Source organism: Streptomyces sp. NPDC028298, assembly GCF_055565895.1.
The window spans coordinates 1,407,134-1,421,106 of the sequence record NZ_JBVHTL010000002.1 but is presented as its reverse complement, the minus strand read 5'-3'; the positions used below and the strand labels follow the sequence as shown (position 1 = coordinate 1,421,106).

The window sequence follows — 13,973 nt, the reverse complement described above, 5'->3', positions numbered from 1 at the left end:
CCGCCGTTCGTGCGCGGCCCTTCCCTCAACTGATGGGTGCGAGCCCCAGTACCCTTGGCTTCATGAGCACTCTTGAGCCTGAGACCCAGCCCCAGCGAGGCACGGGGACGGGGACCCTCGTAGAGCCGACGCCGCAGGTGTCGCACGGCGACGGGGACCACGAGCGCTTCGCCCATTACGTCCAGAAGGACAAGATCATGGCGAGCGCGCTGGACGGCACGCCCGTGGTGGCGCTGTGCGGCAAGGTGTGGGTGCCGGGCCGCGACCCGAAGAAGTACCCCGTGTGTCCCATGTGCAAGGAGATCTTCGAGTCCATGGGCGCCGGTGGCGGCGACCAGGGCAAGGGCGGCGACAAGAAGTAGCGCCGGGCTCCGGCCCCGGCGCGGTACGCCGCGCAGACCGACCACGGCCGCGACGCCCCCGGCGAGGGGCGGCGCGGCCGTGTCGTGCGCGGGGCGCTCCCGGAGCGGCCGTCTCCTGCGGGGGTGGGCTGTTTTTCACAGCGGTGCGCGATCACAGAGTGGTGTAGACCTCTTGTGGGCGGGTCCCGGTACTCCTTAGCCTCCGGAGTGTTGTGCGATGCGAAGCCGTCATTGCGCATGCTGCAACACGCTCTGGCTGGAGGACGCCCGTTGAAGCCCAGTGCTCCCGGATCGCCGTGGCGCGAACGGTGACCACCCCGCCTCCGGCCGACACCGGACCCGTTGCGGCCGACCGTTCCTCGCAACCGAGCGGCGCCGCCCTCCGGCAGACAGACGCCCTCCGACGGCACGGCACTCTCCGGCGGGCCGGTGGCTCGGGGTCGGACGGTGCCCTTCGGCAGGCAGGCACCCTCCGGCAGGCTCGCGGCCGGCCGGTGCCCTCCGGTGGGCCAGTGGTTCGCGGCCGGACGGTGCCCTCCGGCAGACGGGCGCTCTCTCGCGGGCTGGTGCCCTTCGGCGGGCCGGTGGCTCGGGGCCGGACGGTGCCCTCCGGCAGACGGGCGCTCTCGGGCGGACCGGCGCCCTCCGGTGGACCCGCGTCTCGCGTCCGGGCGGTGTCCTTCGGGGAGGGCTTTCCCCGGGCTCCTGGGGCGGCGGGAATTCGTCTGTCAGTTCCCCGGGCGTCTTCTTCGGGCGGACCGCGCCGCCGTCGTCGGCGCGCACGGCGGATTTCCCCCGGCGCCGCCACCGCGACCATTCCGGTTCCGATTCCGGAGCGGCTCACCGGTCGTCTTCCGGGCGGTCCGGACGATGCCCCGCACGGCTCCGGCGGACCCCTCTTCCCCTTGCCGCCCGACTCCGGCCCACCGAAGTCGGGCGGCCCCGCACGGCCCCGATGCCGCGCGGTTTCACCCGCCCCGTCGCGGATGCGCGGAAGGCCTCGGGAAACCGGCCGGGCGGGCCGCGCGCGATTTTCCCGGGCGGATCACTTTCCCGCCCGGCCACACCCCGGTCCACGGCCTCCGGCGCGATTTCCCGAACTCGCCGGACGGGTCCGGGAGTCCGACCGGACGGTATGGCGCCCGCCTTCCCGGCGGCCATTCACGTGCCGGTCCTCCCCACGCCGATCTTCCTCATACGGCTCCTCTTCGTACGCGAACCCAGTGACCCGTCTCCGGCCCCGGCGGCGGTAAAGGACTGAAGGACGGATGGACATGAAGGACACGGGCCTGATTCCCGCTCCCCTCGTCGTCGAAGGCGCGGCGGAAGGACGGTTCACGCTGGACGCGGACACCGTCCTGTGGGCCGCGCCGGGCACGGACACCACCGCGCGCTGGCTCGGCTCGGCCCTCGGCGCCGCGCTCGGACTGCCCCTGCGACCTGGGCCGCGGGACGCTCCGCGCGCCGTACGCCTGCTCCTCGACGACACCCTGGGGCCGGAGGCCTACCGGCTCGCCGTCGGCGACGACGGTGTCGAGATCCGCGGCGGCGACGCGGCCGGCGTCTTCTGGGGCGCCCAGACACTGCGTCAACTGCTCGGCCCCGACGCATTCCGCCGCGCCCCCGTCCGTCCGCGGACGGCGTACGAAATCCGGCACGGAGTCATCGAGGACGCGCCCCGATTCCGCTGGCGCGGTCTGATGCTCGACGTCTCACGGCACTTCATGCCGAAGGAAGGCGTCCTGCGCTACCTCGATCTGCTGGCCGCGCACAAACTCAACGTCTTCCACTTCCATCTCACCGACGATCAGGGATGGCGTGTTCAGATCAATCGCTATCCGAAGCTGACGGAGATCGGCTCGTGGCGGGCGCGCACCAAATTCGGCCACCGGGCCTCGCCGCTGTGGGACGACAAGCCGCACGGAGGCTTCTACACCCAGGACGACATCCGGGAGATCGTCGCGTACGCGGCCGAGCGGCATATCGCCGTCGTCCCCGAAATCGACATCCCCGGCCACTCGCAGGCCGCCATCGCCGCGTATCCGGAACTGGGCAACACCGACGTCGTCGACACGACCTCCCTGACCGTCTGGGACAACTGGGGCGTCTCCAAAAACGTACTCGCCCCCACCGACAACACCCTGCGCTTCTACGAGGGGGTGTTCGAGGAACTTCTCGATCTGTTCCCGGCGGACCCGGACCGCTTGCCGGAGTTCTCCGGCTTCTTCCACATCGGGGGCGACGAGTGCGCCAAGGACCAGTGGAGGGAGTCGGCCACGGCGCAGGCGCGCATCCGGGAACTCGGACTCGCCGACGAGGACGCGTTGCAGGCCTGGTTCATCCGGCACTTCGACAACTGGCTGTCCGCGCGCGGACGTCGGCTCATCGGCTGGGACGAGATCCTGGAGGGCGGTCTGGCGCCGGGCGCCGCGGTCTCGTCGTGGCGCGGCTACCAGGGCGGGGTCACGGCCGCGCGCGCGGGCCACGACGTCGTCATGTGCCCTGAGCAGCACGTGTATCTGGACTACCGTCAGGCCGCGGGCGAGGACGAACCGGTGCCGATCGCCTATGTGCGCACTCTGGAGGACGTCTACCGCTTCGAGCCGGTTCCGCCGCAGCTCACCGAGGCCGAGGCGCGGCATGTGCTGGGCACGCAGGCCAACGTGTGGACCGAGGTGATGGAGGACCACGCGCGCGTGGACTACCAGGCGTTCCCGCGGCTCGCCGCCTTCGCCGAGGTCGCCTGGAGCCGTCTGCCGGCCCCCGGGGATCGGGACTTCGCCGGCTTCGAGCGGCGGATGAACGCCCACTACGGGCGGCTCGACGCCCTCGGCGTGGCCTACCGCGCGCCCTCGGGTCCGCGGCCCTGGCAGCGGCGGCCGGGCGTGCTCGGACGCCCGATCGAGGGGGCGCCCCCGAACGTGTGAGACCGCTCACGGTCGCCCGGCTCCGGTGCCCGTGTCCCGGAGCCGTTGCACCACAAGGAAAAATGGCCCCCAAGGGTCACCGAAGAGTGATAATCGGCTTCCACCGGTGATGCCGTGCGAAAACAGGCCATCTCCCTGGTGAGACGGGCGAATGCCTCCTAGCGGACCCCCGCGTCGAGGGCCCGGGAAGATGTGCCAGAGTTGCCACGTCCGCCCTGTCAGCACGTACCGTACGGCAGCACAGGTGGGACCAGGTGGGGCAGCGGGAAGGGGCAACCGGTTTGACCACGCACGCACCGCAGACGGCGCAGGCCGTGACGCTGCCCGTCTCGCTGGACGAGGCGGTGGCGGCGCTGTCCGCCATGCCCACGGCCGTTCCGGTGGCAGGCGGCACGGACCTCATGGCCGCGGTCAACTCCGGACAGCTCAGGCCGGCCGCGCTCGTCGGCCTCGGCCGGATCACCGAGATCCGCGGCTGGCAGTACCAGGACGGCCACGCGCTGCTCGGCGCGGGCCTCACGCACGCCCGCATGGGCCGCCCCGACTTCGCCGCCCTCATCCCGGCGCTCGCGGCCGCGGCGCGGGCGGCCGGACCGCCGCAGATCCGCAACGCCGGCACCCTCGGCGGCAACATCGCCACGGCCGCCCCCACCGGGGACGCGCTGCCCGTACTGGCCGCACTGGAAGCCACGCTGATCATCGCGGGGCCGGGCGGCACCCGGCGCGAGATCCCCGTGTCGCATCTGCTCGCCGGCGTGGACATGCTCCGCGGCGGAGAGCTCATCGGCTACGTCCGCGTGCCGCTGCTGCACGCGCCGCAGGTCTTCCTGAAGGCCACCGGCCGCACCGGACCCGGGCGCGCCATCGCCTCCGTCGCCGTCGTCCTCGACCCGGCCAGGCGCGGCGTGCGCTGCGCCGTCGGCGCCATAGCGCCGATGCCGCTGCGGCCGCTGGACGCCGAGGCCTGGGTCGCCCAGCTCATCGACTGGGACAACAACCGCGCGATCGTCCCCGAGGCGCTGAGCGCGTTCGGCGAGTACGTGGCCGCGGCCTGCATCCCGGATCCCGTCCCCGCCGAGGACGGAACCCTCACACCGCTTCCGCCCGCCGTACTGCACCTGCGGCGCACCGTCGCCGCGCTGGCCCGACGAGCACTTGGAAGGGCACTGTCGTGACCGACGACCAGCACGAAGAGGGCGCTTCGCGCGGCGGGAGCCGCTGGGACCCGCTGCCCCAGGGCGACTACGACGACGGAGCCACCGCCTTCGTCAAGCTCCCCGAGGGCGGCATAGAGGCACTGCTCGCCAGCCGGGAGCCCCTCGCCGCGCCCGGACACGGCTACGTGCCCCCGCAGATCGACGTGACGCCCGCCCCCGCCGAGTCCGCCGACCCGGCCGCCGGCGGCACCTGGGCCGGTCGGGGCGGCGACGAGCAGTGGCCGGATCCCGACACCGCGCGGCAGGCCGGCGCCCACGACGACCGCTTCACGTACCACCCCGGTTCCACCGGACAGTGGCAGTTCGACGACGGCTCCGGCCAGGCGCAGGGACCCGGGCACGACGTGACCGGGCAGTGGTCGATCCCGGTGGCCGGAGGCGACCTCCCGGACGAATCGGGCGAGTTCACCACCTCGGCACTCGTCGAGCAGTGGGGCGGCACCCCGCCCGCCACGCTCCCCGGCGGCGCGGCCGCGCCCTGGGCCGGCGAGATCGGACAGCCCTGGACCGCCGAGGCCCACGAAACGGCCGCTGAGGCCCCCGCCGGACCCGCGGGGCATCCCGGAGTCGAATCGCCCGCGCGAGCCGCCCAGGAGGCCGCACAGGCCGCTCACGAGGCCGCCGAGCCCGCCGCCGACCCCCGTCCGGTGACCGCAGGGACGCCCGAGGCGGCCGAGCCGGATCCGGCGCACGAGGCCGCCGCGACGGCCGACGAGACCCCGGACGCGGACCTCCCGGCCCCGACCGGACACGACGATCACCCCCTGGCCTCCTACGTCCTGCGCGTCAACGGCGCCGACCGGCCGGTCACCGACGCCTGGGTCGGCGAGTCGCTGCTCTACGTGCTGCGCGAGCGGCTGGGCCTCGCGGGCGCCAAGGACGGCTGCTCGCAGGGCGAGTGCGGTGCCTGCAACGTCCAGGTGGACGGCCGGCTCGTCGCCTCCTGCCTGGTGCCCGGCGTCACCGCCGCCGGCAGCGAGGTGCGCACCGTCGAGGGCCTGGCCGCCGACGGACAGCCCTCCGACGTCCAGCGGGCGCTGGCCAGGTGCGGTGCCGTGCAGTGCGGCTTCTGCGTCCCCGGCATGGCGATGACCCTGCACGACCTGCTGGAGGGCAACCCCGCGCCGAGCGAACTGGAGACCCGCCAGGCCCTGTGCGGCAACCTGTGCCGCTGCTCCGGCTACCGCGGTGTCCTGGACGCCGTGCGCGAGGTCGTCGCCGAACGCGAGGCGCACTCCGCCGCCGCGGCCGAGGCCGAGGCCGCCCCCGAGGCGGACGAGGCCCGCATCCCGCACCAGGCCGGCCCCGGCGCCGGCGGCATCCACCCCTCCGCCTACGAGGACGGCGCCGCCTACGGAGTACCGGCACAGCACGACCAGCCGTACGGCCAGGACGGAGGCCAGGCGTGACCAACCAAGCCGCGACCGCGACACCAGCGGTGCCCGAGACGGGCCCCGAGCCCGTGCCGCACGGGCTCGGCGTCTCGCTGCCCGCCGCGGACGACCGCGCCAAGACCGAGGGCACGTTCCCCTACGCCGCCGACCTGTGGGCCGAGGGCCTGCTGTGGGCCGCCGTGCTCCGCTCGCCGCACCCGCACGCCCGCATCCTGTCCATCGACACCAGCCACGCGCGCGAGATGCCCGGCGTGCGCGCGGTCATCACGCACGAGGACGTGCCCGGCACCCCGATCCACGGCCGCGGCAGAGCCGACCGCCCGGTGTTCGCCTCCGACGTCGTACGCCACCACGGCGAGCCCATCGCGGCCGTCGCCGCCGACCACCCGGACACCGCCCGGATGGCCGCCGCCGCCGTCATCGTCGAGTACGAGGTGCTCGAACCGGTCACCGACCCGGAGCACGCCTTCGAGGCCGAACCGCTGCACCCCGACGGCAACCTGATCCGGCACATCCCGCTGAGCCACGGCGACCCGGACGCGGTCGGCGAGGTCGTCGTCGAGGGCCTGTACCGCATCGGCCGCCAGGACCCCGCCCCCATCGGCGCCGAGGCCGGACTCGCCGTGCCCCGCCCCGACGGCGGCGTCGAGCTCTACATCGCCTCCACCGACCCGCACAGCGACCGCGACGCGGCCGCCGCCTGCTACGGCCTCGAACCCGCGCGCGTGAAGGTCGTCGTCACCGGTGTCCCCGGGGCCACCGCCGACCGCGAGGACCAGGGCTTCCAGCTCGCCCTCGGCCTCCTCGCCCTGGCGACCGGCTGCCCGGTGAAACTCACCGCCACGCGCGAGGAGTCCTTCCTCGGCCACGCCCACCGTCACCCGACCCTGCTGCGCTACCGCCACCACGCCGACGCCGAGGGCAACCTCGTCAAGGTCGAGGCGCAGATCCTGCTCGACGCGGGCGCCTACGCCGACACCTCCGGCGAGTCGCTGGCCGCCGCCGTCTCCTTCGCCTGTGGCCCGTACGTCGTCCCGAACGCCTTCATCGAGGGCTGGGCCGTCCGCACCAACAACCCGCCCTCGGGCCACGTCCGCGGCGAGGGCGCCCTCCAGGTGTGCGCCGCCTACGAGGCCCAGATGGACAAGCTGGCGAAGAAGCTCGGCGTCGACCCCGCCGAACTGCGCCTGCGCAACGTCCTGGCCACCGGCGACGTCCTGCCCACCGGCCAGACGGTGACCTGCCCCGCGCCCGTCGCCGAGCTCCTCCAGGCCGTACGCGACTACCCGCTGCCCGCCCTGCCCAAGGACACGCCCGAGGACGAGTGGCTGCTGCCCGGCGGCCCCGAGGGCGCGGGCGAACCCGGTGCCGTACGCCGCGGTGTCGGCTACGGACTGGGCATGGTGCACATGCTCGGCGCCGAGGGCGCCGACGAGGTCTCGACCGCCACCGTCAAGGTCCACGACGGCGTGGCCACCGTGCTCTGCGCGGCCGTGGAGACCGGCCAGGGCTTCACCACGCTGGCCCGCCAGATCGTCCAGGAGACCCTCGGCATCGACGAGGTGCACGTGGCTCCCGTCGACACCGACCAGCCCCCGGCCGGCCCGAGCTCCCGCGGCCGGCACACCTGGGTGTCCGGCGGAGCGGTGGAGCGCGCGGCCAAGATGGTCCGCACGCAGTTGCTGCAGCCCCTGGCGCACAAGTTCGGCATGTCCACCGAGCTGCTCCAGATCACCGACGGCAAGATCACCTCGTACGACGGGGTGCTGTCGACCACGGTCACCGAGGCGATGGACGGCAAGGAGCTGTGGGCGACCGCGCAGTGCCGCCCGCACCCGACCGAACCGCTGGACGAGAACGGCCAGGGCGACGCCTTCGTGGGCCTCGCGTTCTGCGCCGTCCGCGCGGTGGTCGACGTCGACATCGAGCTCGGCTCGGTACGGGTCGTGGAGCTGGCGCTCGCCCAGGACGTCGGCCGGATCCTCAACCCGGCGCAGCTCAAGGCCCGCATCGAAGCCGGCGTCACCCAGGGCGTGGGCGCGGCGCTGACCGAGAACCTCCGGACCAACCGCGGTCTGGTCCGCCACCCCGACCTCACCGGCTACGCCCTGCCGACCGCCCTGGACGCGCCCGACATCCGCATCGTCAAGCTCGTGGAGGAGCGCGACGTCGTCGCCCCCTTCGGTGCCAAGGCGGCCAGCGCGGTGCCGGTCGTGACCTCGCCCGCGGCCATCGCCTCCGCCGTCCGCGCGGCCACCGGGCGGCCGGTCAACCGGCTGCCGATCCGCCCGCAGGCGGCCGTGGTGACGGCCTCGTGACCGAGCGGGAGCACGCGTCCGGCGAGCCCTCGCCGGACGGCTCCGCCCCGCCGCTCCCCGGCGCCGACGCCGGGCCGCGCTATGAACCCGCGCCCGGCGTGGGCAAACTGCTGCTCTGGGTGCTGCTGTTCGTACTGGCGGCCCTGGCCGTCGTCCTCGGCGGCGTCTACTTCACCTGACGCCCAGGGCTTCACCCCGCGGCCACGGCTTCACCCCGTGCCCACGGCTTCACCCCGTGCCCACGGCTTCATCTGCGGCCAAGGATTCATCCTGCGCCCACGGGCTTCGTCCTGCGGCCACGGCTTCTCAAGCCGTCCGTCGTGGCGTCCCGTCGACGTTTTCCCGACCGGCTTCGGTCCGTCCCGGCGCGTCCCTGGCGTTGTCAGTGGGGCGGCGTATCGTTCTGGCTCGTGGGGGAACTGCCGTGGCACGAACGGCCGTTCCCCTCGGGGGAAGCACGGAGCGTTCACATGCGCGGGGGAGCCATGAGTACGACTGACATCGAGGTCGGCGGCACGATCACACTGTCCGAGGACGAGCTGGATCCGTTCGTCACGCACGCGGCCACCCGGGACCGGCTCACCGGCCCCGGACTGCCGCGGGACGACGCGCTGCTCGCGTTCGGCGCCCTTCGCGAGCACGGCCTGCGCACGGTCGCGGACCTCGCGGGCGACGCCGACAAACTCGCGGAGGAACTGCGCGACCAGCTCGTCGTCGGAGCGCTGCGCAGCCTCGACCGGGACCTGGAGTCGATCCTGCTCGACGGGACGACGGGCGCGGTGTCCTCGGCGTACGTCCGGCCGAACCCCGCCCACCTGGATCTCGCGCCCCTGGCGCCCTCCCTGGACGCCCTGCTGCGCTTCGCGGCGGCCACCGAGGAACTGACCCTGTCGCGGGGCCGTTCCGGCCCGTTCGGCCCGAAGGCGGTCGCGCAGGTGTCGGACCGGCTGAGCGCCGTCTTCGCGGACGCCACCGGTGAGGACGTCCCGCCGTACTGGCGGATGGCCGCCCTGATCCGCCCGCTCGCCCGGATCGCCGGACCCGGCGACGGACTCGTCCTCGGCCTGCCGAAGCGGCTGCTGGACGAGGAGTTCGGCGCGGGCGGGATCATGCGCTTCGAGGACGTCGACTTCCCGCCCGCCCTGACGCACGAGCCGACCCGCCGCTTCCTGCGGGAGTCGGGCCTGCCCGAGGACGGCTTCCTGTTCCAGCTCGACACCGAGATGCCCCTGGCGGCCCTCAGCGAGTACTACGCGGACGAGGGCCCGGACGCGTTCTCCGCCGCCCTGCTCCCGGTCGCGGCCGGGAGCCTCATACGCCTGGGCCACCTCCTGGAGGACACGAGCCTGGTGCTGGACGGCACCACGGGCGCGGTGCTCGCCTGGAGCGAGCCGGACCTCACCCTGCGCCCGCTCAACGCGGACATCTCCACGCTGGCGTTCACCCTGTGGCTCCTCCACCGCGAGAAGACGGTGGACGCGGTCCACCACCTGAGCGACTCCTACGAACAGCTCGCCGCCACCCTGACCGAGACCCTCGCCACCGTCGATCCCGGCGCCTGCGACCGGACCCCGGCCCTCCCCGGCGACGACGGCCGCCGCCGCTGGCCGGAGATGTTCGAGGACCGCTCGGCCGGCATGCTGTACGCCTGACGGCTCCGGCGGCCGCAGCGACCGCGGTGGCCTCGGAGACCCGTGCGGTCCCGACCGCCCGGAGGGACCGTGCCGCCTCGAAGGAGAACGGCCGCCTCGAAGGAGTGTGGCTGTCCAAAGCAGAACGGCCGCCCCTGAACGGGACGGCCGACCTCCGCGCGGAGACCGTGGCGGGATTCGAACCCACGTAACTCGAGTTGCAGTCGAGCCCCTGAACCACTCGGGCACACGGTCGTTCTCAGGTGCGGCACGGCTCACTCGTTCCGAACCTGATGGGAAGACCGTAGGCGGGGTGCCCGAGGGCGCTCAAGGGTTCCGGGGCGGCTGCAACGCGACTGCCACACGCCGTTCACGAACGGCGGGCGGCCCGCCGGGAACGGGGTCGCGTCACGGCCCGGGGGAGTGGTCCTAGGTCCAAAGACCTGCCTGATCACCGACCACCGACAGGAGTCACCCAAAGCTGCGCACCTTACGCTGACCGGCATGACAGCAGTGGAAGTGAGCGGGTCCGCGACGATTCCGTCCGGGGGCGAGGGCGAGGACGACCGCGGAGTGCTCGGCCGGGCCCACCGGGCGCTCACCATCGGGATCGTCTCCGTGGTCCTGGTGATCGCGTTCGAGGCGACGGCCGTGGGGACGGCGATGCCCGTGGCCGCGCGGGAACTCGACGGGGTCGCCCTGTACGCGTTCGCGTTCTCCGCCTACTTCACCACGAGCCTGTTCGGCATGGTGCTCGCCGGCCAGTGGTCCGACCGCGACGGGCCGCTGGCCTCGCTGGCCTCGGGCATCGGCGCCTTCGCCGCGGGACTGCTGCTCTCCGGGACCGCCGGCGGGATGTGGATGTTCATCCTCGGACGGGCCGTCCAGGGACTCGGCGGCGGGCTCGTCATCGTCGCCCTGTACGTCGTCGTCGGGCGGGCCTACCCGCAACGGCTGCGGCCCGCGATCATGGCGGCGTTCGCGGCGGCCTGGGTGGTGCCCTCCGTGGTCGGACCGCTCGCCGCGGGCGCGGTCACCGAGCACCTCGGCTGGCGCTGGGTGTTCATCGGGATTCCGGCGCTGGTCGGCGTCCCGCTCGCGCTCGCGCTGCCGCAGATACGGCGGCGCGCCTCCGGGCCCGCCGGAACCGCCGACCGCGCGCCGCTGGACCGGCGGCGCATCCGGCTCGCGTTCGGGATCGCGCTGGGCGCCGGGCTGTTCCAGTACGCCGCCCAGGATCTGCGCCCGCTCTCCCTGCTCCCCGCCGCGGCCGGTGCCGCACTGATCGTCCCCGCCGTGCGCGGCCTGCTGCCCCGCGGCACCTGGCGGGCGGCCCGCGGACTGCCGTCCGTGGTGCTGCTGCGCGGAGTGTCCGCGGGCGCCTTCATCGCCGCCGAGTCCTTCGTGCCGCTGATGCTGGTCACCCAGCGGGGGCTGTCGCCGACGCTCGCCGGACTCTCGCTCGCGGCCGGCGGCGGGACCTGGGCGCTGGGCTCCTGGGTACAGGCGAGGCCCCGCGTGGAGCCGTACCGGGAACGTCTGATGTTCCTCGGCATGCTGCTGGTCGCCGCGGCCGTCGCCGCCGCGCCCGCCGTGCTGATCCCCGCCGTGCCGGTGTGGACCGTCGCCGTCGCCTGGGCGTTCGGCTGCTTCGGGATGGGCCTGGTGATCGCCTCGACCAGCGTGCTGCTGCTCCACCTCTCGGCCCCCGAGGAGGCCGGCGCCCACTCGGCCGCCCTGCAGATCTCCGACGCCCTGTCCAACGTGCTGCTGCTCGCCCTCGGGGGAGCCGCCTTCGCGGCCCTGGGCGGCGGCGCGGTCGCCGGCACGGCCACGGCCGCGACCTCCGGCGCCCACACCTCCCACCCGGCCGCCTTCGCCGCAGTGTTCCTGCCCATGGCCGGGGTGGCGCTGCTGGGCGCCTGGGTGACCACACGCCTGCGGGAACCGGCGAAAGCGGGCTGACCGGACGGCGAAGGCGGGCCGAGGGGACCGGCGGAGACGGCCCGCGCGGCGACGGGTGCGGAGGGCCGCCCGGGGTGCCGGTGGTGCGGGCGGGTGATCTGTGACGTCAGTCCCATCCACCGCCGCCCCGGCCTCGTCCGCACCTCGTCGCGCGGCGGGCGCCGGTAGGGTGGCCCGGTTGTCATACGTAGCCGAGCCGTCCGCGCGCCTCCCGTCACGCCTCATCCGACGTGCCGCGCCCGGACCCGGACGCTCCCAATCGACACCCAGACCGGAGACCGTGACTACCACCGCCGCCAGCGCCTCCTCGCACACCCACCACCTCTCGCCCGCCTTCCCCGGACGAGCCCCCTGGGGCACAGCCAACAAGCTGCGTGCCTGGCAGCAGGGGGCGATGGAGCGGTACATCCAGGAGCAGCCGCGCGACTTCCTCGCCGTGGCCACCCCCGGTGCAGGCAAGACGACGTTCGCGCTGACGCTCGCGTCCTGGCTGCTGCACCACCACGTGGTGCAGCAGGTGACGGTCGTCGCGCCGACCGAGCACCTGAAGAAGCAGTGGGCCGAGGCGGCCGCGCGGATAGGGATCAAGCTCGATCCCGAGTACAGCGCCGGACCCCTCAGCAAGGAGTACCAGGGCGTCGCCGTCACGTACGCCGGTGTCGGGGTGCGGCCGATGCTCCACCGCAACCGCTCCGAGCAGCGCAAGACCCTCGTCATCCTCGACGAGATCCACCACGCCGGTGACAGCAAGTCCTGGGGCGAGGCCTGCCTGGAGGCGTTCGAGCCCGCCACCCGCCGGCTCGCCCTCACGGGTACGCCCTTCCGCTCCGACACCAACCCCATCCCCTTCGTCACGTACGAGGAGGGCAACGACGGGATCCGGCGGTCCTCGGCCGACTACACCTACGGCTACGGCAACGCGCTGGCCGACCACGTCGTGCGGCCCGTCATCTTCCTCTCCTACAGCGGCAACATGCGCTGGCGCACCAAGGCGGGCGACGAGATCGCCGCGCGGCTCGGCGAGCCGATGACCAAGGACGCCATCAGCCAGGCCTGGCGCACCGCGCTCGACCCGCGCGGCGAGTGGATGCCGAGCGTGCTGCGCGCCGCCGACCAGCGCCTCACCGAGGTGCGCAAGGGCATCCCGGACGCCGGGGCGCTCGTCATCGCCTCGGACCAGGAGTCCGCGCGCGCCTACGCCAAGCTGATCCGCGAGATCACCGGCACCAAGGCGACCCTCGTCCTCTCCGACGACACCGGCGCCTCGAAGCGGATCGACGACTTCTCGGCGAGCGACGACCGGTGGATGGTCGCGGTCCGCATGGTGTCCGAGGGCGTCGACGTGCCCCGCCTGGCCGTCGGCGTGTACGCCACCACCATCTCGACCCCCCTCTTCTTCGCCCAGGCCGTCGGCCGTTTCGTACGGTCCCGCAGGCGCGGCGAGACGGCGTCCGTGTTCCTGCCGACGGTCCCCGACCTCCTCACCTTCGCCAACGAGATGGAGGTCGAGCGCGACCACGCCCTCGACAAGCCGAAGAAGGAGGGCGAGGAGGACCCGTACGCCGAGTCCGAGAAGGAGATGGAGGAGGCGAACAAGGAGCAGGACGAGGACACCGGCGAGCAGGAGCAGTTCTCCTTCGAGGCGCTGGAGTCCGAGGCCGTCTTCGACCGGGTCCTCTACGACGGCGCCGAGTTCGGCATGCAGGCCCACCCGGGCAGCGCGGAGGAGCAGGACTACCTCGGCATCCCCGGGCTCCTCGAACCCGACCAGGTCCAACTGCTGCTCCAGAAGCGGCAGGCCCGGCAGATCGCGCACAGCCGCAAGAAGCCGGACTCCGAGGCCGACCTCCTGGAGATCCCCGCAGAGCGGCGCCCCGTCGTCTCCCACAAGGAGATGCTGGAACTGCGCAAGCAGCTCAACACCATGGTCGGCGCGTACGTCCACCAGAGCGGCAAGCCGCACGGCGTGATCCACACCGAGCTGCGCCGCGTCTGCGGCGGTCCGCCGAGCGCGGAGGCGACGGCCGGACAGCTCCGGCAGCGCATCGCCAAGGTCCAGGAGTGGGCCACCCGCATGCGGTGACGTCCCCCGGGAACCGGCGTGACGCCCGGGGCGTCCCTGACCGGGGGGACATGGGGAACCGGTTACCTCCGGACAC

9 protein-coding genes and 1 tRNA gene are annotated in these 13,973 nt (G+C 73.5%); 9 read left to right on the top strand and 1 reads right to left on the bottom strand.

The window, feature by feature from the left end:
- Positions 1-62: 62 nt before the first annotated feature.
- From ACZ4TO_RS14720 to ACZ4TO_RS14690, 7 genes are all read left to right on the top strand, one after another.
- Positions 63-362 (top strand): DUF3039 domain-containing protein, encoded by a 300-nt coding sequence (locus tag ACZ4TO_RS14720; RefSeq protein ID WP_351861896.1) that lies wholly within the window; start codon positions 63-65, stop codon positions 360-362.
- A 1,274-nt stretch (positions 363-1,636) separates the two neighbouring features.
- The gene (locus ACZ4TO_RS14715) at positions 1,637-3,289 is read left to right on the top strand and encodes a beta-N-acetylhexosaminidase (RefSeq protein ID WP_468024308.1); all 1,653 of its coding nucleotides are present in this window, start codon (positions 1,637-1,639) and stop codon (positions 3,287-3,289) included.
- A 281-nt stretch (positions 3,290-3,570) separates the two neighbouring features.
- Positions 3,571-4,464 carry an FAD binding domain-containing protein gene (locus ACZ4TO_RS14710; RefSeq protein WP_382790216.1) on the top strand — a complete coding sequence of 298 codons (894 nt, stop codon included), beginning with the start codon at positions 3,571-3,573 and terminating at the stop codon, positions 4,462-4,464.
- A complete protein-coding gene (locus tag ACZ4TO_RS14705; protein WP_468024307.1) occupies positions 4,461-5,915 on the top strand; it encodes a (2Fe-2S)-binding protein in 1,455 nt (484 codons plus the stop codon). The genes ACZ4TO_RS14710 and ACZ4TO_RS14705 overlap by 4 nt, the downstream gene beginning before the upstream one ends.
- Positions 5,912-8,218: a xanthine dehydrogenase family protein molybdopterin-binding subunit gene (locus ACZ4TO_RS14700; RefSeq protein WP_468024306.1), complete on the top strand. Its 2,307-nt coding sequence runs from the start codon at positions 5,912-5,914 to the stop codon at positions 8,216-8,218. Before ACZ4TO_RS14705 ends, ACZ4TO_RS14700 begins: the two co-directional genes overlap by 4 nt.
- Positions 8,215-8,397, top strand: a complete 183-nt coding sequence (locus ACZ4TO_RS14695) for a hypothetical protein (protein WP_382790207.1) — start codon at positions 8,215-8,217, stop codon at positions 8,395-8,397. The genes ACZ4TO_RS14700 and ACZ4TO_RS14695 overlap by 4 nt, the downstream gene beginning before the upstream one ends.
- A 306-nt stretch (positions 8,398-8,703) precedes the next feature.
- Positions 8,704-9,870 carry an SUKH-4 family immunity protein gene (locus ACZ4TO_RS14690; RefSeq protein WP_382790204.1) on the top strand — a complete coding sequence of 389 codons (1,167 nt, stop codon included), beginning with the start codon at positions 8,704-8,706 and terminating at the stop codon, positions 9,868-9,870.
- A 162-nt stretch (positions 9,871-10,032) separates the two neighbouring features.
- Here ACZ4TO_RS14690 and ACZ4TO_RS14685 read toward each other — a convergent pair.
- A tRNA-Cys gene (locus tag ACZ4TO_RS14685) sits at positions 10,033-10,104 on the bottom strand.
- A 249-nt stretch (positions 10,105-10,353) separates the two neighbouring features.
- On the opposite strand from ACZ4TO_RS14685, the gene ACZ4TO_RS14680 reads away from it, so the two are divergent.
- Positions 10,354-11,814, top strand: coding sequence for an MFS transporter (locus ACZ4TO_RS14680; protein WP_382790201.1), 1,461 nt, complete (start codon positions 10,354-10,356; stop codon positions 11,812-11,814).
- Between the two features lie 280 nt (positions 11,815-12,094).
- Positions 12,095-13,897, top strand: coding sequence for a DEAD/DEAH box helicase (locus tag ACZ4TO_RS14675; protein WP_382790199.1), 1,803 nt, complete (start codon positions 12,095-12,097; stop codon positions 13,895-13,897).
- Positions 13,898-13,973 lie beyond the last annotated feature (76 nt).